The following is a 25,144-nucleotide window of genomic DNA, read 5'->3' on the forward strand; positions in this document are numbered from 1 at the left end:
GCGAGCGTGTAACAGAGCGCAATCCGCCGCCACCCTGGGGCTGCCAGTGTCAAGCGGATGCGCGGGGTACGGCAGGATTGAGGGCATGGTCACACAGGTGGAAACGGTCGTCGTCGGCGGGGGAGCCATGGGCTCCGCAACAGCGTGGCAGCTCGCCAGGCGCGGGCGATCCGTCACCCTGCTCGAGCGATTCGGCCCCGGACACCTGAACGGTGCCTCCCACGGCGCCTCGCGAAACTTCAACACGGCGTATGCCGACCCCACCTACGTTGCGATGCTCGCTGAGGCACTGCCGCTCTGGCGCGACCTTGAGGCTGAGACCGGCTCGCACGTGTTCGACCAGGTCGGCATCGTGAACCACGGCCGCAACCCCGCGTTCGACGACGTGGCGGAGGCGCTCGCCGGGATCGGCTTTGGAGCTGAATTTCTGACGCCGGATGCCGCGGGGGAGCGCTGGCCTGGCATCCGCTTCGATGGCCGCGTGCTCTACACGCCCGATGCCGGTCGCCTGAACGCCGACGCCGCCGTGGCGGCCATGCAACAGGCAGCGCGCGCCAACGGTGCCGACGTGCGCCACGACGCCCGCGTGCTCAGCATCGAGGTGCTCGGCGATGACGAGGTGCGCGTGACGGTTGAGGGCGCGGATGACGCTGCGCCAGAGACGATCGTCGCCAAGCGCGTCGTCGTCACGGCCGGCGCCTGGACGAACAAGCTGCTTGGCGACAGTCTGCACGGTGCCAGTGTTCTCAGCGGCACTCCGCTGCCGCGCCTCGTCGTCACGCAGGAGCAGCCGGCGCACTTCGCTCTTCGCGATCAGTCAGCGGATGCCGCCGCGCGCGCCGCCCTCGACTGGCCAGGTTTCAATCACGCCATCGACCCGTCGAACCCCGGCTACTGGTACTCAGCGGTGTACGGCATGTACACGCCCGGCCAGGGCGTCAAAGCGGGCTGGCACGGCGTCGGCCCGGTCACCGACCCCGATGCGCGCACCTTCCTGCCTGAGCCCACCCAGCTCGCGGCATTGCAGCGTTATGTGCGCGACTGGTTGCCTGGCGCCGATGCCGATGTGCTCGAACCCGTGAGCTGCACGTACACGACGACACCAGATGAGAACTTCATCCTCGATCGCGTCGGCCCTGTCGTTGTCGGCGCGGGTTTCAGTGGGCACGGCTTCAAGTTCACGCCCTCCGTCGGGCGTATCCTGGCCGACCTGGCAACGGATGCCGCGCCACCCGCTTCCGCCGGCGCCAACCTCGACCTCTCGATCTTCGCGCTGTCGCGCTGAGCTGGGGTCAGGCGTGCGCTGGCACAATCCCGGCGCTGGCAGCCGCCCGCATTGACGCGGCGATGGGCCGGCGCAGGAGGGTGACCGCGACGAGCACTTCCCAGAGGACGATCGGGTAGACCGAGCCCCGTTCAATCGCACCGGAGGGCAGGGCGGAGTTGAACGTGGACAACAACACCACAGTCGCCACCAGCCCGACTACACCGGCGATGATGCTGAGGACACCGAGGGTCCGGGTGTCCGGAGTTTTCCGCCAGTGCAGCCCGAGGACGAGCGCCAGCGTGTTCGCTCCGAGGATTGCAAAGGTGGCGCCGGTGAAATGTAGCCACAGGGTGCCGTTCTGCTGTGCCTGTAGGGAGCCATGGAAGGTGCCGACCAGAACGTACCCGAGAGTGACGACGCCCGCCATGACGGCGGTGAATCGGCGAGAGCGACCGGACACCGTACGAGACAGCAGCACAATAGCCAGACCCAGCAGAAGCCCCTGGATGATGAAGCCGGCGTTCATGACCGCGTGCAGCGGCGAATCCAGTTCCCGCCCTTGGAAGACGCCTTTCGAGGCGGATCCGAGGTCGCTGATCCAGTTCTGGGCGTAACTGTACGTCGGCGACTTCCAGGCAGCTGCGGCGATGGCTTCGGCCGCGAGATATATGGCCGAACCGACGAGTAAAGCGCCAGAGGAAACAACACGGAGGACGTTCATGAGAACCTTTTTCTATGAGTGACTGACTGAACAATCACAATTTGGGATGAGACGATGTGTTGAAGGATGGCTGAAAGGGGGCTGGGGTTTAGAGGTGTCGGATGCCGTGCGTGAGTGCTTTGGCCCACGGTGAGTCGATGCCGGTGAGGTCGGCCTGGACGATGAGGTGGCAGAGCTGCCCGTAGGCGATGAATCGTTGCACGTCGGCGTCGGTGATGCCCGGGATGGCTGCGACGACGTGGGTGACGGTGGCAAGGCCGCGTTGGACGGCGTCCCGGACCTCGGGGATGTCGCACGCGCTTTGTGCGTGCACCTGTAGGGCGATGAGATCCCGGTCGGCGATCAATTCGATGTACGCCGCCGTCATCGCTTCGGCAACGTCTGCTGGGTTCGTCGACGAGGTGTTCTTTCCCCCAGCTTGAAGGGCTGCGGCGACCTGGTCGTAGCAACTGTCGATGGCGTCGATGAACAGTTCTTGTTTGCCGCCGAAGAGGCGGAAGACGTAGGCGGGAGATACTTTTGCGGCGGCGGCGACGTCGGTGATCGGCGTGGAGTGGTAGCCGGCTTTGGCGAAGACATGGACGGCATGCCCCAGGATCCGGGGTCGTTGCTCCTCCGCGGTAGATCGACCGCTGCCAGATGCCTGCGTTGAAGCCATGTGACTGATTGAACACTAACTACCTGGTTGTGTCAAACGGATCTCGAAACAGACCCAGACGTCACCCGCCTCGTCGAGCTCCACAGCCCACCCGACCCCTGTCTCCTGTCGGCGGCCAGCGCTACCCTGATCGTGACCAACGACGAGGACGACGTTCAAGAGATGACGTTCGACAGGGGAAAGCAGATGACCGAGATCCCTCCACGTACCTACCCGCCAGGGGTCACCTCCTGGATCGACACCGATCAACCAGACCCTGATGCAGCAGCGCGGTTCTACGGCGCCCTGTTCGGTTGGACATTCTCGAACGCGATGCCGCCAGCAGCCCAGTCCGTCTACCTCATCGCGCAGCATGACGGCACGGACGCCGCAGCCATCGCGACGGGCGTTGGCGTCGCAGTCTGGAACACCTACATCGCCACGGATGACGCCGAGGAGACAGCGGTCGCGATCACAGCCGCGGGCGGCACGGTGCTGCACGGCCCTGAGGACGTCGCCCAGGCGGGCCGCATGGCACTCTGCGCCGATCCGCAGGGCGCTCAGTTTCGGCTGTGGCAGGCGAACCGTCGCCTCGGCGCGCAGGCGGTCAACGGGCCTGGTTCGTGGAACTTCAGCGACCTGCGCACCACAGACGAGCACGCCGCCAAGGCGTTCTACACGACGGTCTTCGGCTGGACCTACCTCGACTTCGGCCAGACGGTCGAGGCAATGATCGCGGTCGATGGCTACGGCGAGTACCTCGCAGCGACATCCGACCCTGACATCTTTGAACGCCAGGTGGGGGCGCCGGCGGGATTCGCCGATGTCATCGGTGCGATCGAGCAGGTGCCAGACACTGGTGCTGCCGGCGCGACTGCCGGCGCGACTGCAGGCGCAGAGAACGCGCACTGGCGGGTGAAGTTCAGCGTTGCCGACCGGGCAGCGAGCCTCGATCTCGTCCGCGAGCTGGGCGGCACGGTGCTCGGCACCGACGACCAGATGTGGACGTTACTCGCCGACATTCGCGACCCACAGGGCGCCGAATTCACCATCAGCCAGTTCCGCCGGCCGGAGGAACCCAGCTAGCACTGCACAGTGCCCTCATACTGCACAGTGCCCTCATACTGCACAGTGCCTGCACAGCCCCTCCCGCTACTCTGGACACAGGTCGCGCAGCCGCGACCCCGGACGACGGATCAGTACCCGGAACGCGACAAGACTGGCCACGGGAGTGACTAATGTCGTGGATCATCCTTATTGTGTCCGGCGTGCTCGAAGCCGTCTGGGCAACAGCCCTCGGTAAATCCGACGGCTTCACCAAACTTTGGCCATCCGTCATCTTCGGTGTGGCGCTCGTCGCCAGCATGGGCGGACTCGCCTGGGCCATGCGCGATATCTCCACCGGCACCGCCTATGGCGTCTGGGTGGGAATCGGCGCAGCACTCACCGTGACCTACGCCATGATCTTCGGCGGCGAACCAGCCTCGCTGGTCAAGGTGCTGCTGATCCTGGGCCTCATCGGCTGCGTCATCGGCCTGAAGCTGGTCGACGGCGGTCACTGAAGCAGCTGTCAGCCCAGCTGCACCGCGCCATAGGCGAGCGCCGCGATCATGGCCCACGAGAGCAGGCCAACCAGCAGCGCACGCCAGCCGGTACGCACCAACGAGCCGAGACGTACCGCAGAGCCAAGGCCGAACAACGCCATCGCGAGCAGCGCGGTCTGCAGGGTATCGGCCGCGTCCAATACAATCTCCGGCACCGGAAGCAGGGTGCGTACGAGCACGGCGGCGATGAAGCCGGCCACGAACAGCGGCACGATCGGCGGACGCGTCGGCGCCGCATCCGCTGCAGTGATGGTGCCGTTGCCCACCAGCACAGCATGCTTCCGACGTTCGACGACGGATGCCACAGCCACGATCGGCGCCAGCATCAGCACGCGGGTGAGCTTGACGACGATTGCGACGGCCAGCGCCGCAGACCCGGCGATTTGGGCGGTCGCTACGACCTGGCCGACGTCATGCACGCCGGCCCCGACCCAGTGGCCGAATTGCAGTGTGGTCAGGCCGAGCGGATACCAGAGCAGCGGCAGCACGCCGATCGCCAGCGTGCCGCACAGGGTGACAAGGGCGACCGGCGTGGCGGTCTCCTCATCCTTCGCCTTCACGACGCCGCTCATAGCGCCGATTGCTGACGCGCCGCAGATGGAGAAGCCGGTGGCGATGAGCAGCGGCTGATGCCCGGGGAGAGCGAACCAGCGGCCCAGCCCGTATGTGCCTGCGAAGGTGATGAGCACGATGGCGATGGTGGTGGCGACAGCCACCCAGCCCAGGCTGGCGATGTCGAAGAGGCTGAGCTTTAGCCCGAGCAGCACGATGCCGATTCTCATCATGCGCTTGGAAGCCAGTGAGAGGCCGGGAGCCAGCACGCCCGTCACGGCGGGCCGAGCCGCCGGGATCTGGGCGACGATGATGCCGAGAGCCACCGCGGCCGTCAGCAGCGGTACAGCAGGAAAGAGCAGGTGGATTCCCCAGGCGACGAGTGCAGCTCCGGCCGCGACACCAACGCCAGGAAGCCACATGACTTCCACCTTACGGTGTCGTCGTGTGGCTTCCTGCGCGAGCGAGGTGTGGCGCGCGGCGTGCTGCCTGGCCTACTAGTGCGTGCGGAAGCTCCGCACCATGGGGCAGTCGAACGGGTCGCGGGCTGCGAGGCCCACCCGGTTCAGGTACTCGACGACGATGCCGTACGACTCGAAAAGCGTCGTCTCCGTGTACAGGATGTTGTGCGACTGGCAGTATTCCTTGGTGATTTCCTGCGCCTTGCGGAGGTTCGGGCGAGCCATGTTCGGGAACAGGTGGTGCTCGACCTGGTAGTTGAGGCCGCCCATGAAGGTGTCCATGAACGCGCCGCCACGAATGTTGCGCGAAGTGAGAACCTGGCGACGCAGGAAGTCGACCTTGCTGTCGTGCGGAAGCTGAGGCATGCCCTTGTGGTTGGGGGCAAACGACGCTCCCATGTAGACGCCGAACACGGCAAGCTGCACGCCGATGAAGGCGAATGCCATGCCGAGCGGCAGGAAGTAGAAGATCGCGGCGACGTAGAGCACAATGCGGGCGGTCAGCATGGTGATCTCGACCCAGCGCTTGTCAACCTTGCCGCGGCCGAAGACGGTGCGGAAACCGTGGGCGTGCAGGTTGAGGCCCTCGAGCATGAGCAGTGGGAAGAACAGGTAGCCCTGCTTGCGCGTGATCAGGGCGGTCATGCGGTTGACCTTCGAGGCGTCTTCTTCGGTGAAGCGGATGACGTCAACCTCGATGTCAGGGTCCTTGCCGATGACGTTCGGGTTGGCGTGGTGACGGCTGTGCTTCGTCATCCACCAGGAATAGCTGATGCCGACGAACAGGTTTGCGAGGATGCGACCTGCACGGTCGTTGGCCTTGCCGGACTCAAAGACTGCGCGGTGCGATGCCTCGTGTGCCAGGAACGCGAACTGGGTCAGGATGATCCCGAGCGCGCCGGCGATGAGGAGCTGGTACCACGACTCCCCAAGCAGGACGAAGCCGGCGACGGCGCCACCGAGTGCGACGACCAGGATGGCGAACATCATCCAGTAGAAGCCGGTGCGACGCTGGAGCAGACCGAGGTTACGGACCGTGTTCAGCAGCGATGAGTACTCGCTGGTGGGGTTCTTTCGGTCGCCGCCTGGGCGCGTTTTGACGATTCGAACAATGGGGGCGGCAGACGAAACTTCCGACATCGAGGCCTCCGGATTCCGTGACTTCTCAGTCGAAAATTGAGCGATTACTCGTGGTGCAGATACTCGCCATACTAGGGGGAAATCCTCCTCATAGCGCGGCGATTCCCATCTGTTTCACAGCCGAAATATTCCCGAAATGGAATGTATGCACTTATGGCTATCGCCAGGTTGGCAGCCAAATATGGAGCTGCCAGAACAGGAAAGGCGTCTGCATCCCTGTCCAGATGGGGAAGAAGAAGGCGGTGACCAGAGTGGCAACCACGAGGAAGACCACCACGAGGCGACGACCCGCCGCCAGCCGATCCGGCGTGTCTGTGCGTTTGCCGAGGATCAACCCAATGACGAATGTGAGGCCGAGGAGCATGTACGGCTCGAAGGCGATCGTGTAGAACTGGAAAACCGTGCGGTGCAGGTACATGAGCCATGGCACGTACCCGGCGACCATTCCCATCAGAATGAGGCCAACTCGCCATTCCCGATAGCGCGCCAGGCGGTACACGAGATACAGGATCGCCGCGGTAGCCGCCCACCAAATGATCGGGTTGCCGACGGAGGTGATCGCTGCCGAACAGCTGTCGAATTCGCAGCCATCCTGGCCGCGCGTCGTACCGAGGTAATACATGCTCGTCGGGCGGATCATGAACAGCCACGTGAGCGGGTTCGCCTGGTACGGATGCGGGGTCTGCAAACCGACGTGATAGGTGTACGCGGCCACCTGGTAGTGCCAGAAGCTCTGCAGCGAGTGGGGGACCCAGGCCAGCGCACCGGTCCAGGCTGCACCCGCTGTGTCCGCCCAGTTGCGGTAGTAGCCGCCGCTCGTCACGAACCAGCCCGTCCACGAGACCAGGAAGGTCACGATGGCAATGGGCACCATGAGCAGGAAGTTGGCCGGTGCCTGCTTGAGGATCGCCGCACTGAACCAGAACGGCACGCCGGCGCGTCGCCGGGCGAGCGCATCCACAACGACAACGTAGATACCGAATGCGGCCAGGAAGTAGAGGCCAGACCATTTCACGGATGCCGTCAGGCCGAACGCGAGTCCCGCGGCCAACAGCCACGGACGCCACCACAGGGTCGGGCCCCACGTTGGTTCGTCGCCGCGCTCCCGCGACTCCGCCAGCCAGGCCGCCAGTCGGTTCGCATGCCAGGCCCTGTCCATCAGGACGGCGCCGAAGCCGAGCAGGGCGAAGAACATCACGTAGTTATCGAGCAGGGCGACGCGCGACATCACGATGGCGTGCCCGTCAATGGCCAGAAGGAAGCCGGCGATGGTGGCGAGCAGCGTGCTGCTGAACAGGACGCGCGCGATCACCATGATGAGACCGACGGCCAGGATGCCGATGATGGCCGTGACGATCCGCCACGACCAGCTGTTGTCGGCGCCGAACGCCGCCATGCCGAGTGCGATCAGCCACTTGCCGAGTGGCGGATGCACGACGAACGACGGGTCGGTCGAGAAGATCTGGGTGTCGCCGGCAGCGAACTGGGGATCCGTGTTCTCTGGCCACGTCGATTCGTAGCCGTTGTTGAAGAGCGTCCAGGCATCCTTCACGTAGAAGGTCTCATCAAAGATGAGGGTGTTCGGGTTCCCCAGGTTCCACAGTCGCAAAACGGAGGCGACCACCATCACAAACAGGGGGCCTGCCCAGCGGAACCAGGGTTGTGTTCGAAGCACCTGACCATCGTAGTGAGAGCAGACTGGCCCTGAGGCTGGGAGACTGGACACATGATCATTCTGGCTGCCACTCCCATCGGAAACCTCGGTGACGTCACGACGCGCCTGGTAGAGGCATTGGGCACGGCGACCGTCATTGCCGCGGAGGACACCAGGGTGACCGTGCACCTGCTGAAGGCGCTCGGCATCGAGAACCGGCCGAAGCTCATCAGCCTGCACGACCACAACGAGCGCGATAAAGCGGCAGAGCTCGTTGAGCTTGCTCGCGAAACGGATGTCCTGGTCTTGAGTGACGCAGGCATGCCAACCGTGTCAGACCCCGGCTTTCACCTCGTGGATGCCGCGGCCGCGGCCGGCGTCGTCGTCACCGCACTGCCTGGCCCATCCGCCGTGCTCACCGCGCTCGCCGTCTCTGGGCTCCCAACCGACCGCTTCACGTTCGAAGGATTCCTGCCGCGCAAGCCAGGTGACCGTCGCGGCACACTGCGCGGACTGGCCAACGAGGCCCGCACCATGGTCTTCTTCGAGTCGCCAAACCGGCTGGCTGCGTCGCTGGCCGATATGGCGACAGTTCTCGGTGAGGAGCGTCGCGTCGTCGTGTGCCGTGAACTGACGAAGTTCTATGAAGAGGTCAAGCGCGGAACGGCAGCAGAGCTTGCCGAGTGGGCCGCAGCGGGCGTGCGCGGGGAGATCTGCGTGGTTGTCGCCGGCGCAGAGCCGCGGATCATGGACATCGCCACCGGAGTTGCAGAGGTGCTCTCGCTCGTCGAGGGCGGCGCTCGACTGAAGGATGCGGCATCCGATGTCTCTGCCGCAACGGGCTTGAGCAAGCGCGACCTCTACGAGGAAGCACTCAAGAACAAGGAAGCGCTGAAGAGCAAAGAAGCGCTGAAGCCCAAGAAGGTCGTTCCACCGCTCAGCTCGTAGCGACTGGTCTGCTGCCTCTCACTGGCCTACTTCCGCCGCTGGCATACACTGGCAATGTGAGTAAATCTCACGCATTCGGGAGTGTGGGGCAGCGACATGGCACATATGGTTCAGTATTCGCGGTACGGCGGACCCGACGTTCTCGACGTTGTCGACGCGACGAAGCCCTCTCCCGGCCCCGGTGAAGTGGTCGTCCAAGTGATGGCCGCCGGGCTCAATCCCATCGATTCGAGCATCCGCGAGGGCCATTTCGCAGAGCGATTGCCCGCTCACTTCCCAGAGGCTGTGGGCAGCGACTTCGCTGGTTTCATTACGGATGTCGGTGTCGGGGTGGTGGACTGGGCGATCAACGACGCCGTCATCGGCCACGTCGTGCGGGGTGCACAGGCAACATTTGTCGTCGTGCCAGCCGCGAATATAATCGTCAAGCCGGAGCGCCTGTCGTGGGAGGTTGCCGGCAGCCTCTTTGTCTCAGCGGCCACAGCCACGAAGGCGATTGACGACGCGCGGCCTCGGCCGGGCACGACCGTGCTCGTGCACGCGGCCGCCGGCGGCGTCGGCGCCCTGGCCGCTCAGCTCGCGCGGGCCACGGGCGCAACGGTGATCGGCACCGCGCTCCCAGAGAACTTTGACTACCTGCGCCAGTGGGGCGTCATCCCCGTCGAGCACGGACCCGGTTTCGAGGAGCGCCTGGCCGCCGTCGCGCCGCAGGGGATCGACATGGAGCTGGCCCACGATGTGAACGAAACCCTCGGCATCGTCAATTCCACCGACATGATGGCTCTCAGTCGGGTGGCGGCGGCCATCGCCAACCGCCAGCTCAAGCTGCCCATTGCTGCGATCTACCCCCTGGCACTGGTCCAGGACGCCTACCTGGAGTTGGAAACGGGCCATGCGCACGGCAAGATCCTGCTCAGCATGCTTCCTGTCGGCTATGCGCACCAGAAGGTGCACGGCGTCGACATCCGCGAAGTTGAGGCGACAAGGGACAGCCCGAATCGGGCTCCCGTTCCGCACCAGGAAGAAGCGCTTCCCCCGGTCATCGGGCACTTCACACCGCGTGAGCGCGACGAGAAACATCGTTGAGGCGGTCATGATGCGCAGGCAGGCACGCACGACGGGGAGTAACACGCAGAAGAAGGGCCTCGGCTCCCAATAAGATATGAGCATGTCCGACGGCTCCTCTTTCTACATCACCACCCCGATTTTCTATGTCAACGACGTCCCGCACATTGGGCACGCGTACACGGAGGTCGCAGCCGACGTCCTGGCGCGCTGGCACCGCCAGTCCGGCGAGAAGACGTGGCTGCTCACCGGTACGGACGAGCACGGACAGAAGATCCTGCGCACGGCTACCGCCAACGGCACCACGCCGCAGGCCTGGGCTGACCGCCTGGTTGAGACGGCATGGAAGCCGCTGCTCGAGACGGTGAACATCGCCAACGACGACTTCATCCGCACCACGGAAGAGCGCCACGAGGTCAACACCCAGAAGTTCCTGCAGCACCTGCACGACGAGGGCCACATCTACACGGGCGAGTACGAGGGCTACTACTGCGTCGGGTGCGAGGAATACAAGCAGCCGAGCGATCTGGTCGACGGCACGGGCGAGTACCTCGGCCAGCAGGTCTGTGCCATCCACTCCAAGCCTGTCGAACTGCTGCACGAGAAGAACTACTTCTTCCGGATGAGCGCGTTCGCCGACCGCCTGCTTGAGCTTTACGAGACGAACCCCGACTTCGTGCAGCCAGAGTCGGCGCGCAACGAGGTGTTGTCGTTCGTCAAGCGCGGCCTTGCCGACCTGTCGATCTCCCGCTCCAGCTTCGACTGGGGAATCAAGGTCCCGTGGGACGAAAGCCACGTCGTCTACGTCTGGTTCGACGCGCTCCTCAACTACATCACCGCTGCCGGCTACGGCCAGGACGACGAGAAGTTCGCCTCGCTCTGGCCGGCAACGCACGTCGTCGGAAAAGACATCCTGCGTTTCCACGCCGTCATCTGGCCCGCCATGCTGATGGCCGCCGGCATCGAGGTGCCCAAGCAGGTCTTCGGTCACGGCTGGCTGCTCGTCGGCGGCGAGAAGATGTCGAAGTCGAAGCTCACCGGCATCGCGCCGCAGCAGATCACCGACACGTTCGGTTCAGACGCGTTCCGCTACTACTTCATGAGCGCCATCACCTTCGGCCAGGACGGCTCCTTCTCCTGGGAAGACCTGTCGGCCAGGTACCAGGCAGAGCTGGCCAACGGTTTCGGCAACCTGGCGTCCCGCGTCATTGCCATGGTCGTGCGCTACTGCGGCGGGGCCATCCCGACGCCTGGCGCGTTCACCGCTGACGACCTGGCGATCATCGCCACCGAAAAGCGCGTGACGGATGCCGCCGGGGAGGCCATCTCCCGGCTCGCCATCCACGAGGCCATCGCCACCGTGTGGGAGCTCGTCGACGAACTGAACGGCTACATCACCAGCCAGGAGCCGTGGGGACTCGCCAAGGATCCAGCCGACCGTGAGCGCCTCGAGACCGTGCTGTACACGGCCCTTCGTGGCCTCGGCACCCTCGCCGTGCTGCTGTCGCCTGTCGTGCCTGAGGCAACAACCAAACTGTGGACCGCCCTTGGTGGTACCGGAGCCGTTGCAGACCAGCGCATCGACCAGGCCTGGCAGTGGACGGGAGGCGACACCGTCGCTCCTCTCGAGGCACTGTTCCCGCGCATCGAGGCGACGTTTGACTGACACCAGGGACCAGAGCTACCCGCCGCTGCCGATTCCGCTGGTCGTTGGTGTCTATGACAACCACACCCATGTGAACTACGCAGCCGGCGAGGGAACCCTGTCGGTGGCTGAACAGCTCGACCGTGCGTCGAGCGTCGGTGTCCGTGGCATCGTCCAGGTCGGTACAGACGTGGAGAGTTCGCGCTGGGCAGCCGAACAGGCGGCGCTCGAGCCGCGCATGCTCGCTGCCGTCGCCATCCACCCCAACGATGCACCTGAGCTGGAGCTGGCTGGAACGCTCGACGACGCACTCGCCGAGATCGCGTTGCTGGCAGCCCTGCCCCGCGTCGTGGCGATCGGTGAAACCGGACTCGACTACTTCCGCACGCCGGAAGAGGGCCGTGCCGCGCAGCAGCGTTCCTTCGAAGCGCACATTGAGATCGCCAAGGCACACAACCTGGCGCTCCAGATCCACGACCGCGATGCCCACGCCGCCGTGATCTCCACCCTGCTTCGCGTCGGAGCGCCGGAACGCACGGTGTTCCACTGCTTCTCAGGCGATGCAGAGATGGCCAGGATCTGCGCCAGGAACGGCTGGTACCTCTCGTTCTCCGGCACCGTCACCTTCAAGAACGCGTCGGAGCTCCGCGAGGCGCTGTCCGTGATGCCGCGCAACCTGCTCCTCGTCGAGACCGACGCCCCCTACCTCACCCCAACGCCGTTCCGCGGCCGCCCCAATGCGCCATACCTGCTGCCGAACACGCTTCGCGCCATGGCTGAACACCTCGAAACGGATGTCACTGTGCTCGCCGCCCAGATCTCGTCAAACACAGAACTCGTGTACGGGCGGTGGGATGCTGAGCCGGTCACGGTGCTGCCCTCACCCGTTCAGCACGCGTCGGGTCCCGAAGGCGGTCTCGCATGAGTGAGCCCACTCCGGAGTCCGCTGCCGCAAAGCCAACCGGCGCGCTCCTCGGCCCGGCCGAGATCCGCGACCTGGCCGAAATGCTGGGCGTCAACCCGACCAAGAAGCTCGGCCAGAACTTCGTGATCGACCCGAACACCGTGCGACGCATCGTGAAGTCGGCGTCGGTCGGTGCGGGGGACACTGTCGTCGAGGTCGGTCCTGGGCTCGGGTCGCTGACCCTCGGCCTGCTGGAGACAGGCGCACGCGTCGTCGCCGTCGAGATCGACAACCGCCTCGCAGAGCAGCTACCGCTGACCGTTGAGCTGATGCAGCCTGGGGCGCCGCTCACCGTCATCCGTGAAGACGCCTTGCGCATCATGGACCTGCCTGGTGACCCGAACCGGCTGGTGGCGAACCTGCCGTACAACGTGTCTGTTCCGGTGCTGCTGCACCTGCTGGAGCACTTCCCGCTGATTCGTGCCGGTGTCGTCATGGTGCAGGCAGAGGTCGGCGAGCGTCTCGCTGCCCCTCCCGGATCCAAGGTCTACGGCAGCCCGAGCGTGAAGGCCGCCTGGTACGGGGACTTCAAGACGGTGGGCAAGGTGAGCCGCCAGGTGTTCTGGCCGGTGCCGAACGTCGACTCGATCCTCGTCGGGTTCGAGCGTCGAGCCGACCAGCTCGAATCCGAAGACCTCAGACTGGCAACCTTCGCGCTCGTTGACGCTGCGTTCCAGCAGCGTCGCAAGATGCTGCGCCAGGCGTTGTCGGTCGTGCTCGGCGATTCTGCGACGGCCACAGACATCATGCAGAAGGCCGGGATTGAGCCCACCGCGCGCGGTGAGCAGCTCACCGTTCACGACTTCCTCGCTATTGCACGGGCCTGGCAGCAGGAGTAGCCCATGCGTCGATCGTCCCCTGTGCGCTGGACTAGGTTAGAAATATGACTGTCTCGGCTTCCTCACAGGTGGTGCACGCGAGGGCTCCAGGAAAGATCAATGTCTTCCTCAAGGTGGGCGCCGTGCTCGAAGACGGCTACCACGAAGTCGCAACCGCGTACCAGGCCGTTTCTCTCTTCGAAGACGTACGTGCATACCCGGCAGACGACTTCTCCGTGTCGTTCTCGGGTTCGATCGACACCTCAGGCCTCCAGACAGACGGCAGCAACCTGGCCATTAAGGCAGCACGAGCCCTGGCCAGGAAGGCCGGGTTTCGCGGGGGAGTCCGACTCGAGGTCGACAAGAATGTTCCCATTGCCGGCGGCATGGGCGGCGGGTCAGCGGATGCCGCCGCCACCCTGCTCGCCTGCGACGCGCTCTGGGGCACTGAGGCCACCAAGGACGAACTGCTCGCGATCGCCGCGACGCTCGGCGCTGACATCCCGTTTGCCATGACCGGCGGAACCGCTGTCGGAACCGGGCGCGGCGATGAACTCAGCCCTGCCCTTGCCCAGGGTCAATTTCATTGGGTGTTCGCGCTGGCGGATTTCGGCCTGTCGACGCCCGGCGTCTACACGGAACTCGATCGGCATCGTGAGCGTCACGCCCAGGACATCTTCCCAGCATCAGTGCAGCCGACGGTCGATCCGAATGTCTTGCAGGCGCTCCGCGCAGGAGACCCCGTGATGTTGGCGGAGTCGATGCACAACGACCTGCAGGCGCCTGCGCTGCACATGGCGCCTGGCCTTGGCGCCGTGCTCGAACTCGGCGAGGAGCATGGTGCCCTTGCCGGTATCGTTTCGGGCTCAGGACCGACGATTGCCTTCCTGGTACCGGACTCCGACAGCTCGTTTGACCTGCAGGTCGCACTCTCCGCCGCCCGTCTGAACGTGGTGCGCGCGGTTGGCCCCGTTCACGGCGCCCGCCTCATCCACGACTGAGCGCGACCGACCTCCCAGCTGGTGCCGGTAGGCTCGAAGGTACAATGGCACATTTGCTCGGGGCTGAGTCCCTGCACCTCGAATTTCCCACCCGCGTTATCTTTGACAGCGTCACCGCCGGCATCGATGAGGGCGACCGCATTGGCATCGTCGGCCGCAATGGCGACGGCAAGTCAACCCTGCTGAAGCTGCTCGCCGGCCGCATGGAGCCGGACTCCGGCCGCGTCACCCGCCGCCGCGGCGTCACGATGGGCGTCCTTGACCAGTCAGACGACCTCGTCCAGGGTGTCACCGTCGGTCACGCGATCGTCGGCGGCATCGATGAGCACGTCTGGGCAGGCGACTCCAAGGTGCGCGACGTCATCGGGGGACTCGTCCGCGACATCCCCTGGGATGCGCTCGTCGACGACCTGTCTGGTGGCCAGCGCCGCCGCGTCGCCCTGGCCGCGGTTCTCGTCGGCGACCACGACATCGTCTTCCTCGATGAGCCCACCAACCACCTCGACGTTGAAGGCATCTCCTGGCTTGCCGGTCACCTGAAGACCCGCTGGGCCCAGAACTCCGGCGGGCTGCTGGTCGTCACCCACGACAGGTGGTTCCTCGATGAGGTCTGCAACCAGACCTGGGAGGTGCACGACCGCCTGATCGAGCCCTTCGAAGGTGGCTACGCGGCGTACATCCTGCAGCGCGTTGAGCGTGACCGCATGAGCGCCGTCTCAGAGGCCAAGCGCCAGAACCTCATGAAGAAGGAGCTGGCCTGGCTCCGCCGCGGAGCTCCTGCCCGCACGGCCAAGCCCAAGTTCCGCATCGATGCGGCCAACGAGCTCATCGAGAACGAGCCGCCGCCCCGCGACACGGTCACGATGCAGTCGATGGCCATGCAGCGCCTCGGCAAGGACGTCGTCGACCTCATCGACGTCACCGTCACCTACCCGACCAAGACCGGCGAGAAGACGGTGCTGAACGACATCACCTGGCGTATTGCGCCCGGTGAGCGCACCGGAATCCTCGGCGTCAACGGCGCAGGCAAGAGCACGCTGCTCGGCCTCGTCGCTGGCACGGTGAAGCCGACCAAGGGTACGGTCAAGCGCGGCCAGACCATCAAGGTCGCCGTGCTCACCCAGCAGCTCCAGGAGCTCGCCGGTATCCAGAACGACCGCGTCAGCGACGTCATTGCCCGCCAGAAGAGCTCGTATGTCGCCGGTGGCAAGGAAATCACGCCCGGCCAGATGCTGGAACGCATGGGCTTCATGAGCGCGCAGCTCTCCACCCAGGTCAAAGACCTCTCCGGTGGACAGAAGCGTCGCCTGCAGCTGTTGCTCATCGTGCTCGACGAGCCGAACGTGCTGATCCTCGACGAACCGACTAACGACCTCGACACCGACATGCTCGCCGCCATGGAAGACCTGCTCGACTCCTTCCCCGGCACGCTGCTCGTCGTCTCGCACGACCGGTACCTCATCGAGCGCGTGACCGACAACCAGTACGCCGTAGCGGATGGCGCCTTCCGCCACCTGCCGGGCGGCGTCGACCAGTACCTCACATTGAGCAAGGGCGGCGCCCTGGGTGCCACCGGCTCACCGACAGAGGCATCAGGTTCTGCCCCCGCATCGAAGAAGCTTGCAGTCGGGGGAGCGGATCTCCGCAACGCCCAGAAGGAGCTCGCGTCAACGGAGCGCAAGGTGCAGAAGCGCCAGGCCGAGATCGCGGCACTGCACGAGAAGATCGCCACTCACGACCAGTCGGACTACGCCGGCCTCGGCGCACTGACCACGCAGCTGCAGGACATCGAAAGCGCTGTTGTGGCGCTGGAGACGCGCTGGCTTGAACTCTCCGAACTGATCAACGGCTAAGCGCGGGTTTCGAGACGCGTCCTCGTGCCTCGGGCGCTCCTCAACCACCGGCGTGTCCGTTGGTTGAGGAGGCCGCCAGGCCGTCTCGAAACCGGTGCAATTCTGCATCACCGCAGAATTGCCGCCTGCTGCGAAAGGTCGAAAACCGCCTTTTTGCGGTGATGCTGCGATCTGGCGACATCCGCTCGCAGAAGCTGTGACTTCATGTGACGTAACGGTCAGCGTGCCGAAGAATCTCCCGCTAACGTAGAAAACGTGCCTCGCAACGCAGCGGCACAGACCCCCACTGCATGTCTTCGTGGTTTTTCTGTGCCCTCTTGCCCACTCACCGATTCCGGTGCGGCCCAGGCGCACACAGCGAAAGGGAAACACACGTGAACAAGAAGATTTTGGCTGCCCTCGCAGTCGTACCGCTTATTGCCGCCCTGTCCGGTTGCGCCGCAGGTGCCGGTGGAGACGACGTCGTCAAGATCGGCGTCGTCGGAGCCAGCGACCCGTACTGGGCCGACTACAAGACGGCAGCAGCCGACGAGGGAATCAACGTCGAGATCGTTGACTTCACCGACTACCAGCTGCCGAACCCGGCAGTTTCCGCTGGGGAGCTCGACCTTAACCAGTTCCAGCACATCGTCTACCTCGCCGACTACAACGTGTCGAGTGGCGATGACCTGGTTCCGATCGGGTCAACCGCGATCTACCCGCTCGGCCTGTACTCCACGCAGTACGACAGCGTCGCCGACATCAAGGAAGGCGACACCATCGCCGTTCCCGATGACGTCAGCAACCAGGCTCGCGCACTCCTCGTCCTGCAGTCCGCTGGCCTGGTCACGCTGAAGTCGGGCGGAACGATCTTCTCCGACCTGTCTGACATCGACGCCGACAAGTCCAAGGTGAAGGTCACCGCCCTCGAGGCAGCCCTCACCGCGACGTCGCTGCCCGACGTTGCCGCGGCCGTCATCAACAACGACTTCGTAGAGAAGGCCGGACTCAGCTTCGAAGACGCCATCGCGCAGGACGACCCCAGCGATGCAAACGCGCTGCCCTACGTCAACATCTTCGCGGCACGCGCAGAGGACAAGGACAACGAGACGTACAAGAAGCTCGTCGAGATCTACCAGAACTCGAAGGCCGTGCAGGATGGCGTCCTCGAGGTATCCGGTGGCTCCGCTGTACTGCTGAAGACCCCCGTCTCCGACCTTGAGGCCTCGCTGGCCAAGGTGCAGGCAGACACCAAGGCGCAGAAGTAGCAGCACCCAGTTGTAGTGAGTCGGTGGTCGCGGTGTTCAGGGAACATCGCGACCACCGCTTCGCCGTTTGAGTCAGGAAACCCCCGCATGACAGGCACTACCCACCCCGTTGTCAGTTTGAGAGACGTCAGCAAGGTCTACCCGCCGACGAGCAAGGGCGGCAGCCCTGTCATCGCCATCGACGGCGTCAGCCTCGACATTGCGGCCGGCGATGTCTACGGCATCATCGGCTACTCAGGGGCGGGGAAAAGCACCCTGGTTCGTCTCATCAATGCGCTGGAGCGTTCTACCGGCGGCCAGATCTTCGTCAACGGGCAAGACATCGCCGGCCTGCCAGAGCGACAGCTTCGCCCCGTGCGCCTCGGCATCGGCATGATCTTCCAGCAGTTCAACCTGCTGAACTCGCGCACCGTCGCCGGCAACGTGTCGTATCCGCTCGAAGTCGCGCGGATGCCCAAGGCCGAGCGTGTCGCCCGTGTCGCAGAGCTGCTCGAGTTCGTGGGTCTCAGCGACAAGGCGCGCGCCTATCCCGACCAGCTCTCCGGTGGCCAGAAGCAGCGGGTCGGCATCGCACGGGCGCTGGCCACCCAGCCAGACATCCTGCTCGCCGATGAGGCCACCAGCGCCCTCGACCCCGAGACAACCCACGAGGTGCTCGCGCTCCTGAAGCGAGTCAATGAGGAATTCGGCGTGACGATCATCGTCATCACGCATGAGATGGACGTCATCCAGACCATCGCCACGAAGGTGGCCGTCATGGACAACGGCAAGGTGATCGAGAACGGCGACGTGTTCGAGGTGTTCTCGAATCCTCAGCAGCCGGCATCCGCTCGCTTTGTGTCAACGGTGATCCGTGGGGTGCCGACGACTCAGGAACTGGCCGTGCTGCGCGAGCGTCACAGCGGACGCATCGTGACGCTGTCGTTCCGCGACAGCGTCGTCAGCCAGTCGGAGGTGTTCGGTGTCTTCGCGTCTGCCGGCATTGCATTCGAGGTGATCTACGGCGGCATCAACGAGATCCAGGGCAGGCCGTTCGGCCATCTCACCCTGGCCCTGACAGCGGATGACGCCACCGTCGACACCGCGCTCGACCGGGTACGACAACTCACGACTGTGACGGAGGTGCGCTGATGGATGACCTGCTGAACCTCATGCCGGAGTTCTGGACCGCCAGCGTCGAAACTCTCTACATCGTCGCGCTTTCCCTGTTGTTCGGTGGCCTCGGCGGCCTGCTGATCGGGCTGGGCCTCTACCTGTCACGAGCGGGCAACATCCTGGAAAACCGTGGGGTGTTCCTCACCCTGAACGTGATGGTCAACTTCTTCCGGCCGATCCCGTTCATCATCTTCATCGTGGCGATCCAGCCGCTGTCGCGCATCGTCGTCGGCACGGGAATCGGAAACCCCGCAGCCATCTTCGCCATCTCGCTCGCGGCGTGCTTCGCCATCGGCCGTGTGGTCGAGCAGAACCTGGTCACCGTCTCACCCGGCGTGATTGAGGCGGCCAGGGCTGTGGGCGCAAGCCCGCTGCGGATCATCTTCACCGTGCTGCTGCCAGAGGCGCTCGGGCCGCTGATCCTCGGCTACACGTTCGTGTTCGTCGCCCTCGTCGACATGGCGGCCATCGTCGGTGCCGTCGGTGCGGGCGGGCTCGGTAAGTTCGCGCTGACGTACGGGTTCAGGCAGTTCAACCCCATCGCAACCTGGGCGGCTCTCCTGGTGATCATCCTGTTGGTGCAGGTCGTGCAGTTCCTCGGCAACTGGCTGGCACGAAAGGCCATGCGGCGCTAGCAGCGGATGCCTGCCGACGTGAACTAGTCGAAGTCGAGCGAGAGTTTTCGCAGCAGTCCGGCCAGGCGTTCCTGGTCGGACGACGACAGCGTCGACAGGAGCTCTTCCTCGGCGTCAAGGAGTCGCGTGATGGCGGCATCCACTCTGGTGAGCCCGCTCTCTGTCATCCCGACGAGCACACCGCGACCATCGTTGGGGTCGGTGCGGCGGGTGACAAGGCCTCGCTCGACGAGCCGATCGATGCGGTTCGTCATGGTGCCGCTCGAGACGAGGGTCTGCTGCAGCAGCGCCTTCGGGCTCAGTTCATAGGGGGTACCTGCCCGGCGCAGGGCCGAAAGTACGTCGAATTCCCAGGAATCCAGCTCTGAGCGAGAAAACGCACTTCGCCGTGCCCGGTCGAGGTGCTTCGACAGGCGGCCGACCCGAGAAAGTACCTGCAGCGGCGCAAAATCAAGGTCGGGGCGTTCGCGCAGCCAGGAGTCAACGATACGGTCGACTTCATCATGGGCGGGCATCCGTCTATTATCTCCTGTGTATCTCGCCCTGAGTATGCAAAACGCGCGTGGGTAGGTGCTCGCATCTGGCAGACTTGACTGCGGCGCTCGGCCAAGAGTCGACGCAATCCGCCGTGGTGTAATGGCAGCACGACAGCCTTTGGAGCTGTTAGGTCTAGGTTCGAGTCCTGGCGGCGGAGCTGTGAGAAATGACACCAGGGAGAATACGTGACCGACAGTACACTCGCCATCATCATCCTTGCCGCAGGGCAGGGCACACGGATGAAATCGAGCTTGCCCAAGCTTCTGCATCCACTGGCGGGAATGCCGGTCATCAGCCACGTGCTGGCGACCGCACATGAGCTCGGCGCCGCGCACATCGTGACGGTCGTGCGGCATGAGCGCGACAAGCTCGCCGCCGTCGTCGAAACCGAGCTGCCAGAGAGCATCATCGTCGACCAGGACGACATCGCAGGCACAGGCCGCGCCGTCGAGCAGGCCGTCGACGCGCTGCCCGCCGATTTCGAGGGCGATGTCCTCGTCATCAACGGTGACGTTCCCCTGCTGGATGCCGCCACCCTCTCCGGCTTCATCGCCGCGCACCGCGCTCACAATGCTGCGGCCACCGTGCTCTCTGCGGTACCGGACGATGCAACCGGCTATGGCCGCATCATCCGCTCTGCAGGCGGAGACTTCGACCGCATCGTCGAGCAGAAGGATGCGACGCCAGACGAACTCGCGGTCAATGAAGTGAACGCCGGCGTGTACCTGTTCGGTGCCTCCGCGCTGCGCGACCAGCTGGCCAACCTCACCACCGACAACGCCCAGGGCGAGAAATACCTGACGGATGTCATTGAGCTGCTGCGTGCAGCTGGCTCTGAGGTGAGCGCCGTTCCGGTCGCAGAACCATGGATCGTCGCCGGAATCAACGACCGTGCCCAGCTGAGTGAGGCGGCCCTCAAGCTGAACGCGCTCATCGTGCGCGGCTGGCAGCTCGCCGGCGTGACGGTGCAAGACCCTGCAACCACCTGGATTGACCTGAAGGTCACGCTGGCTCCCGATGTCACCGTGCTGCCAGGCACGCAGCTTCGCGGTGCGACGGTTATCGGCACCGGTTCGACCATCGGGCCAGACACCACGCTGCTCGACTGCGAGATCGGCGAGAACGCAACGGTGCGCCGCACAGACGGCACACTCGCCGTCGTCGATGCCGGTGCCACCGTCGGGCCGTTCTCCTTCCTCAGGCCGGGAACGCACCTCGGTGCTGACGGCAAGATCGGCGCGTTCGTTGAGACGAAGAACGCCACGATCGGTGAAGGCAGCAAGGTTCCCCACCTCAGCTATGTCGGCGATGCCGTCATCGGGGTGCACTCAAACATCGGTGCCGGTACGATTTTTGCCAACTACGACGGAGTGAACAAGCATCACTCCACCGTTGGCTCGTACGTGCGCACCGGATCGCACAACGTCTTCGTCGCGCCGATTACAATTGGTGACGGAGCGTATTCAGGAGCTGGCACTGTCGTTCGCAAGAGCGTCCCTGCCGGGGCGTTGGCTATCAACGTCGCTCCACAGCGCAACATGGACGGCTGGGTACAGGCCAACCGCCCCGGAACAGACGCGGCGAACGCTGCGTCAGAGAGCGGAGACTAATTGTCTGGCATCAAGGCCAAGGGTGAGAAACGACTCGTACTGGTTTCAGGACGAGCGCACCCCCAACTGGCAGAAGACATTGCCGCTGAGCTGGGATCCGACCTCGTTCCCACCGATGCGCGTACATTCGCCAACGGCGAGATTTACGCCCGTTTTGACGAGAGCGTTCGCGGAAGCGACGCATTCGTCATCCAGTCACACACCGCACCGATCAACGAGTGGCTCATGGAGCAGCTCATCATGGTCGACGCGCTGAAGCGTGCATCCGCCAAGCGGATCACCGTTGTCGCCCCCTTCTACCCGTATGCACGCCAGGACAAGAAGGGTCGCGGTCGCGAGCCGATCTCTGCCCGTCTCGTCGCCGACCTGTTCAAGGTCGCCGGCGCTGACCGCATCATGTCGGTCGACCTGCACGCCGCGCAGATCCAGGGCTTCTTCGACGGCCCCGTCGACCACCTCTTCGCCATGCCTGTGCTGCTCGAGCACATGCAGCAGAAGCTCGACCCGTCTACGATCACCGTCGTGTCTCCTGACATGGGCCGCGTTCGCGTTGCCGATATCTGGAGCGACAAGCTCGGGGCCCCGCTGGCCATCATCCACAAGCGTCGCGACCCGCTGGTACCGAACCAGGTCTCCGTGCACGAGATCGTTGGCCAGGTCGAGGGCCGCGTCTGCCTGCTCGTCGATGACCTCATCGACACAGGTCGCACCATCGTCAAGGCCGCAGAGGCACTGAAGGCCGCCGGCGCTATCGGCGTCGTCGTCGCTGCGACACACGCCGTGTTCAGCGACCCGGCCATCGAGCTGCTGCAGTGCGATGCCATCGACTCTGTTGTCGTCACCGACACGTTGCCCATCCCAGAAGAGAAGCGTTTCCCGACACTGACCGTGTTGCCGATCGCGCCGCTGCTGGCCAAGGCCATTCACGCGGTCTTCGAGGACGCGTCCGTCACGTCAATGTTCGACGGCGCCGCGTAACAGTTCTCCTGGACGCGTAGTCGTCCGTGTGTAACGAGCCCGCTGGTTCGGCCGCTGAGACCCCCGTCTCGGCGCTCGACCAGCGGGTTTTTTCGTTTGTGCCGGGAATCCGCCAGGCCGGCCATTGGGCAAAAGTCTCACTTCCGAGCGCACGATGCGTACGAGCACGAGGGTCCCGCCGCCGGCCTCGCCGGCCGAGAACGCCAGCGCGACGCGATATCCAGTCACCATGAGGTCGCGCAGCGCTCAACCAGTAGCGAGTACAGGATGAATCGAGCCACTGTCACCGAATACAGGACGGATCGCGCTCTCTGCGGCAACGTTTCCGGTTTTCGCGACATCCGCCGGCCGAGGTACGAGGTACGAGGTGCGATCAACAAGTCGAGCATGTGCGTTCACCACAAAGCGGCGCAGCGGCCAACCGCTCTAGACCAGCTCGCGTCGGGTCGTGTCGCGAAAACCGGATGCTCGCCTCGAGAGTGGCGAATCTGTCCTGTATTCGGCGACAAAGTCGCAATCCGCCCTGTATTCGATACGGCGCCATTCACTGTGGCGCCGGGCGCCTCGCGAGCGCGCCTGCTGTTTACACGGCAGCGATAGTGTTTCGCCATGACCGCGTCAGAGCCAGCCCTGCATCGACGCCTCGGCGTGTGGAGCGCGACCAGCGTTGGCCTGGCTGCGATGATCGGTGCCGGCGTCTTCTACGTCTGGGCCCCCGCTGCCGCCGTAGCGGGCTCAGGACTTCTGCTCGGGCTCCTCATCGCCGGCATCATCGCGACCCTCAACGCCGTGAGTTCTGCTCAGCTGGCCATGGCTCATCCGGTCTCAGGCGGCGCGTACGCGTACGGTCGGGCCACGCTCGGCCCGTGGTGGGGCTTCTCGGCCGGCTGGCTGTTCCTGGCGGGCAAAACAGCGTCGGCTGGTGCGATTGCCCTCGTTGCAGGCAGCTACCTCTGGCCTGGTGCCGCCACGCCCGTCGCCGTCGTGATCGTGGTCGGCCTCGCCGCGATCAATGCTGCCGGCATCCGCTCGACGGCGCTCGTGAGTTCCGTGATCGTGCTCATCGTCATCGGCGGGCTGCTGCTTGTCATTGCGGTGACGGTCGGTGATGGTTCGCTCGAATCATCGCACTCGGTTGTGGAAACAGGGGCTGCCGGTGGTTGGTATGGCATCCTGCAATCGGCCGGTCTGCTGTTTTTCTGCTTCGCCGGGTACGCGCGGATGGCGACGCTCGGTGAAGAAGCAGTTCGGCCTCGCCACACGCTGCCCAGGGCCATCATCCTGGCCCTGGCCATCGCACTCGTCGTCTATGGCGCGATCGGGGTGCTGTGCGTTGGCGTGCTCGGCCCACGCGCACTTGCTGATTCCGCGGCACCTCTCGCCGATCTCGTCGGTGGCGAATGGAGTACTCTCACGCGGGTCATCGCGGTGATCGCCAGCGTAGGATCGCTGCTCGGTATTCTCGCGGGCCTCAGCCGTACGTCGCTGGCAATGGCCAGGGAGCACGACCTTCCCGGCCGGCTCAATCGAGTTTCGGCGGAGCGCGGCGCTCCGATGGCCGCGGAAATCACCGTGGCCGCACTCGTCGTCCTCGGCATCCTGGTGCTTGACCCCACCCGACTCATCGGCTTCTCCTCCTGTGCAGTGCTCGTGTACTACGCAATCGCGCAGCTGGCAGCGTTTCGGCAACCGCCGAATGAGCGCTGGCTGCCGCGGGTCGTTCAGATTGTCGGACTGGGCGGATGCCTCCTGCTCGCGTTCACCCTGCCATGGCAAGGAATCCTGGCCGCGGCCCTCTGGCTTTCGGTGGGCATCGTGGTGCGGGCACTCCGGCTTCGCCGCGCGGCGTCCGGATAGTCTGGCGCCATCGGGAGGAGCAAGCGTGAGCGAGACCGTTACCCTGTCGCTGCCGTTCAAGGGACGGTGGGCGGTACAAAACAGCCCGGCGCGTCGGGTGCCGAGTCATGGCGTCGACCTGCTCGGCCAGCGTTATGCCATCGACTTCGTCGGGGTGGACGACGCCGGCAGGGCGGCATCCGCTAAAGACTGGCGCACCCTTTTCGGCACCGAACCTCCTGAGCGGTTCGTGTCGTTCGGCCGGCCCATCCTGGCACCGACAGGCGGCACCGTCGTTGCGGTGCATGACGGTGAGCCAGACCACGGTGCGCGGCGGTCGCAGCTGGCGCTCGCGTCCTATGCATTGGGGCAGGCATCGCGGATGCGGCAGGGCGTCGCTGCCATCGCAGGCAACCACGTGATCATCGCCGACGGGGGCACAGGACTCTTCGTCGTGCTCGTTCACCTGCGCAACCGCTCGGTGCGGGTGGCCGTCGGAGACCAGGTCAGTGTTGGCGACCGGATCGCCGAGTGCGGCAACTCCGGCAACTCGACCCAACCGCACGTTCACGTGCAGGTCATGGACAGTCTCGACATGACTGTGGCGCAGGGAGTCCCGATGGTCTTCCGTGATTTTCGCGAATGGCCACGGCGGGCAGGTTCCAGAGGTGACGGTGGTGCCGCGCTGGGCAGTGCACCGCTGAAGAGGGACAGGGGGATGCCAGATGATGGCTCGGTCGTCGAATCTCTAGCGTCAGACCAGCCGGCGCCCTAACGACGAAACCCCGCCAGTGCAGGCGGGGTTTCGTGTGACGC

23 protein-coding genes, 1 tRNA gene and 1 riboswitch are annotated in these 25,144 nt (G+C 64.7%); of the genes, 18 read left to right on the forward strand and 6 right to left on the reverse strand.

Annotation, left to right across the window (positions count from 1 at the left end; translation table 11 throughout):
* Positions 1 to 85: 85 nt before the first annotated feature.
* Positions 86 to 1,285 carry an FAD-dependent oxidoreductase gene (locus AC25Z0_RS01050; protein ID WP_488132014.1) on the forward strand — a complete coding sequence of 400 codons (1,200 nt, stop codon included), beginning with the start codon at positions 86 to 88 and terminating at the stop codon, positions 1,283 to 1,285.
* Between the two features lie 7 nt (positions 1,286 to 1,292).
* Here the strand turns inward: AC25Z0_RS01050 and AC25Z0_RS01055 are convergent, their stop codons facing one another.
* Positions 1,293 to 1,988 carry a DUF998 domain-containing protein gene (locus tag AC25Z0_RS01055; RefSeq protein ID WP_488132015.1) on the reverse strand — a complete coding sequence of 232 codons (696 nt, stop codon included), beginning with the start codon at positions 1,986 to 1,988 and terminating at the stop codon, positions 1,293 to 1,295.
* An 88-nt stretch (positions 1,989 to 2,076) separates the two neighbouring features.
* Positions 2,077 to 2,646 (reverse strand): TetR/AcrR family transcriptional regulator, encoded by a 570-nt coding sequence (locus AC25Z0_RS01060; RefSeq protein WP_488132016.1) that lies wholly within the window; start codon positions 2,644 to 2,646, stop codon positions 2,077 to 2,079.
* 132 nt (positions 2,647 to 2,778) lie between these two features.
* Here AC25Z0_RS01060 and AC25Z0_RS01065 point away from each other — a divergent pair, with 132 nt between their 5' ends.
* Together AC25Z0_RS01065 and AC25Z0_RS01070 are read left to right on the forward strand one after the other, a co-directional pair.
* On the forward strand, positions 2,779 to 3,711 hold the full coding sequence (locus tag AC25Z0_RS01065; RefSeq protein WP_488132017.1) for a VOC family protein: 933 nt from the start codon (positions 2,779 to 2,781) through the stop codon (positions 3,709 to 3,711).
* Positions 3,712 to 3,788: 77 nt separating this feature from the next.
* Positions 3,789 to 3,853: riboswitch (guanidine-III (ykkC-III) riboswitch) on the forward strand.
* Positions 3,854 to 3,863: 10 nt separating this feature from the next.
* The gene (locus AC25Z0_RS01070; protein WP_488132018.1) at positions 3,864 to 4,187 is read left to right on the forward strand and encodes a DMT family transporter; all 324 of its coding nucleotides are present in this window, start codon (positions 3,864 to 3,866) and stop codon (positions 4,185 to 4,187) included.
* Positions 4,188 to 4,195: 8 nt separating this feature from the next.
* On the opposite strand, the gene AC25Z0_RS01075 is transcribed toward AC25Z0_RS01070, so the two are convergent.
* The 3 genes from AC25Z0_RS01075 to AC25Z0_RS01085 form a co-directional block, all read right to left on the reverse strand.
* The gene (locus AC25Z0_RS01075) at positions 4,196 to 5,203 is read right to left on the reverse strand and encodes a YeiH family protein (RefSeq protein WP_488132019.1); all 1,008 of its coding nucleotides are present in this window, start codon (positions 5,201 to 5,203) and stop codon (positions 4,196 to 4,198) included.
* Between the two features lie 75 nt (positions 5,204 to 5,278).
* Positions 5,279 to 6,382, reverse strand: coding sequence for a fatty acid desaturase family protein (locus AC25Z0_RS01080; protein ID WP_488132020.1), 1,104 nt, complete (start codon positions 6,380 to 6,382; stop codon positions 5,279 to 5,281).
* A gap of 157 nt (positions 6,383 to 6,539) precedes the next feature.
* Positions 6,540 to 8,057 (reverse strand): dolichyl-phosphate-mannose--protein mannosyltransferase, encoded by a 1,518-nt coding sequence (locus AC25Z0_RS01085; RefSeq protein WP_488118422.1) that lies wholly within the window; start codon positions 8,055 to 8,057, stop codon positions 6,540 to 6,542.
* A gap of 51 nt (positions 8,058 to 8,108) precedes the next feature.
* Here AC25Z0_RS01085 and rsmI point away from each other — a divergent pair, with 51 nt between their 5' ends.
* The 10 genes from rsmI to AC25Z0_RS01135 all read left to right on the forward strand — a co-directional run bounded on the left by rsmI (position 8,109) and on the right by AC25Z0_RS01135 (position 19,367).
* Positions 8,109 to 8,984 carry a 16S rRNA (cytidine(1402)-2'-O)-methyltransferase gene (rsmI, locus tag AC25Z0_RS01090; RefSeq protein ID WP_488132021.1) on the forward strand — a complete coding sequence of 292 codons (876 nt, stop codon included), beginning with the start codon at positions 8,109 to 8,111 and terminating at the stop codon, positions 8,982 to 8,984.
* 96 nt (positions 8,985 to 9,080) lie between these two features.
* Positions 9,081 to 10,070, forward strand: coding sequence for an NADP-dependent oxidoreductase (locus AC25Z0_RS01095; protein ID WP_488132022.1), 990 nt, complete (start codon positions 9,081 to 9,083; stop codon positions 10,068 to 10,070).
* Positions 10,071 to 10,152: 82 nt separating this feature from the next.
* Positions 10,153 to 11,715, forward strand: a complete 1,563-nt coding sequence (gene metG, locus AC25Z0_RS01100; protein WP_488132023.1) for a methionine--tRNA ligase — start codon at positions 10,153 to 10,155, stop codon at positions 11,713 to 11,715.
* Positions 11,708 to 12,619: a TatD family hydrolase gene (locus AC25Z0_RS01105; protein WP_488132024.1), complete on the forward strand. Its 912-nt coding sequence runs from the start codon at positions 11,708 to 11,710 to the stop codon at positions 12,617 to 12,619. Before metG ends, AC25Z0_RS01105 begins: the two co-directional genes overlap by 8 nt.
* Complete coding sequence (rsmA, locus tag AC25Z0_RS01110) at positions 12,616 to 13,497, forward strand: 16S rRNA (adenine(1518)-N(6)/adenine(1519)-N(6))-dimethyltransferase RsmA (RefSeq protein WP_488132025.1); 882 nt, start codon at positions 12,616 to 12,618, stop codon at positions 13,495 to 13,497. Before AC25Z0_RS01105 ends, rsmA begins: the two co-directional genes overlap by 4 nt.
* A 44-nt stretch (positions 13,498 to 13,541) precedes the next feature.
* Positions 13,542 to 14,477, forward strand: a complete 936-nt coding sequence (locus AC25Z0_RS01115; protein ID WP_488132026.1) for a 4-(cytidine 5'-diphospho)-2-C-methyl-D-erythritol kinase — start codon at positions 13,542 to 13,544, stop codon at positions 14,475 to 14,477.
* A 44-nt stretch (positions 14,478 to 14,521) separates the two neighbouring features.
* On the forward strand, positions 14,522 to 16,330 hold the full coding sequence (locus AC25Z0_RS01120; protein WP_488132027.1) for an ABC-F family ATP-binding cassette domain-containing protein: 1,809 nt from the start codon (positions 14,522 to 14,524) through the stop codon (positions 16,328 to 16,330).
* Between the two features lie 374 nt (positions 16,331 to 16,704).
* Positions 16,705 to 17,577 carry a MetQ/NlpA family ABC transporter substrate-binding protein gene (locus AC25Z0_RS01125; RefSeq protein ID WP_488132028.1) on the forward strand — a complete coding sequence of 291 codons (873 nt, stop codon included), beginning with the start codon at positions 16,705 to 16,707 and terminating at the stop codon, positions 17,575 to 17,577.
* An 87-nt stretch (positions 17,578 to 17,664) separates the two neighbouring features.
* Positions 17,665 to 18,708: a methionine ABC transporter ATP-binding protein gene (locus AC25Z0_RS01130; protein WP_488132029.1), complete on the forward strand. Its 1,044-nt coding sequence runs from the start codon at positions 17,665 to 17,667 to the stop codon at positions 18,706 to 18,708.
* The gene (locus AC25Z0_RS01135) at positions 18,708 to 19,367 is read left to right on the forward strand and encodes a methionine ABC transporter permease (RefSeq protein WP_488132030.1); all 660 of its coding nucleotides are present in this window, start codon (positions 18,708 to 18,710) and stop codon (positions 19,365 to 19,367) included. The genes AC25Z0_RS01130 and AC25Z0_RS01135 overlap by 1 nt, the downstream gene beginning before the upstream one ends.
* 23 nt (positions 19,368 to 19,390) lie before the next feature.
* On the opposite strand, the gene AC25Z0_RS01140 is transcribed toward AC25Z0_RS01135, so the two are convergent.
* Positions 19,391 to 19,882 carry a MarR family winged helix-turn-helix transcriptional regulator gene (locus AC25Z0_RS01140; RefSeq protein WP_488118433.1) on the reverse strand — a complete coding sequence of 164 codons (492 nt, stop codon included), beginning with the start codon at positions 19,880 to 19,882 and terminating at the stop codon, positions 19,391 to 19,393.
* Between the two features lie 107 nt (positions 19,883 to 19,989).
* On the opposite strand from AC25Z0_RS01140, the gene AC25Z0_RS01145 reads away from it, so the two are divergent.
* From AC25Z0_RS01145 to AC25Z0_RS01165, 5 genes are all read left to right on the forward strand, one after another.
* Positions 19,990 to 20,061 (forward strand) — tRNA-Gln (locus AC25Z0_RS01145).
* Positions 20,062 to 20,089: 28 nt separating this feature from the next.
* Positions 20,090 to 21,514: a bifunctional UDP-N-acetylglucosamine diphosphorylase/glucosamine-1-phosphate N-acetyltransferase GlmU gene (gene glmU, locus AC25Z0_RS01150; RefSeq protein ID WP_488132031.1), complete on the forward strand. Its 1,425-nt coding sequence runs from the start codon at positions 20,090 to 20,092 to the stop codon at positions 21,512 to 21,514.
* On the forward strand, positions 21,515 to 22,492 hold the full coding sequence (locus AC25Z0_RS01155; protein ID WP_488132032.1) for a ribose-phosphate diphosphokinase: 978 nt from the start codon (positions 21,515 to 21,517) through the stop codon (positions 22,490 to 22,492).
* Between the two features lie 609 nt (positions 22,493 to 23,101).
* Positions 23,102 to 24,349, forward strand: coding sequence for an APC family permease (locus AC25Z0_RS01160; RefSeq protein WP_488132033.1), 1,248 nt, complete (start codon positions 23,102 to 23,104; stop codon positions 24,347 to 24,349).
* A 25-nt stretch (positions 24,350 to 24,374) separates the two neighbouring features.
* Positions 24,375 to 25,103, forward strand: coding sequence for a M23 family metallopeptidase (locus tag AC25Z0_RS01165; RefSeq protein ID WP_488132034.1), 729 nt, complete (start codon positions 24,375 to 24,377; stop codon positions 25,101 to 25,103).
* Positions 25,104 to 25,144 lie beyond the last annotated feature (41 nt).

The sequence above is a fragment of the Leifsonia sp. Y862 genome, from assembly GCF_057669585.1.

Bases quoted from the DNA above. Each gene is read 5' to 3' on its own strand.
- AC25Z0_RS01115 (WP_488132026.1), top strand. From the start codon at position 13,542: ATGACTGTCTCGGCTTCCTCACAGGTGGTGCACGCGAGGGCTCCAGGA.
- AC25Z0_RS01135 (WP_488132030.1), top strand. From the start codon at position 18,708: ATGGATGACCTGCTGAACCTCATGCCGGAGTTCTGGACCGCCAGCGTC.
- AC25Z0_RS01120 (WP_488132027.1), top strand. From the start codon at position 14,522: ATGGCACATTTGCTCGGGGCTGAGTCCCTGCACCTCGAATTTCCCACC.
- metG (WP_488132023.1), top strand. From the start codon at position 10,153: ATGTCCGACGGCTCCTCTTTCTACATCACCACCCCGATTTTCTATGTC.
- AC25Z0_RS01080 (WP_488132020.1), bottom strand. From the start codon at position 6,382: ATGTCGGAAGTTTCGTCTGCCGCCCCCATTGTTCGAATCGTCAAAACG.
- AC25Z0_RS01160 (WP_488132033.1), top strand. From the start codon at position 23,102: ATGACCGCGTCAGAGCCAGCCCTGCATCGACGCCTCGGCGTGTGGAGC.
- rsmI (WP_488132021.1), top strand. From the start codon at position 8,109: ATGATCATTCTGGCTGCCACTCCCATCGGAAACCTCGGTGACGTCACG.
- rsmA (WP_488132025.1), top strand. From the start codon at position 12,616: ATGAGTGAGCCCACTCCGGAGTCCGCTGCCGCAAAGCCAACCGGCGCG.
- AC25Z0_RS01070 (WP_488132018.1), top strand. From the start codon at position 3,864: ATGTCGTGGATCATCCTTATTGTGTCCGGCGTGCTCGAAGCCGTCTGG.
- AC25Z0_RS01140 (WP_488118433.1), bottom strand. From the start codon at position 19,882: ATGCCCGCCCATGATGAAGTCGACCGTATCGTTGACTCCTGGCTGCGC.
- AC25Z0_RS01130 (WP_488132029.1), top strand. From the start codon at position 17,665: ATGACAGGCACTACCCACCCCGTTGTCAGTTTGAGAGACGTCAGCAAG.
- AC25Z0_RS01050 (WP_488132014.1), top strand. From the start codon at position 86: ATGGTCACACAGGTGGAAACGGTCGTCGTCGGCGGGGGAGCCATGGGC.
- AC25Z0_RS01095 (WP_488132022.1), top strand. From the start codon at position 9,081: ATGGCACATATGGTTCAGTATTCGCGGTACGGCGGACCCGACGTTCTC.
- AC25Z0_RS01055 (WP_488132015.1), bottom strand. From the start codon at position 1,988: ATGAACGTCCTCCGTGTTGTTTCCTCTGGCGCTTTACTCGTCGGTTCG.
- AC25Z0_RS01060 (WP_488132016.1), bottom strand. From the start codon at position 2,646: ATGGCTTCAACGCAGGCATCTGGCAGCGGTCGATCTACCGCGGAGGAG.
- AC25Z0_RS01075 (WP_488132019.1), bottom strand. From the start codon at position 5,203: ATGTGGCTTCCTGGCGTTGGTGTCGCGGCCGGAGCTGCACTCGTCGCC.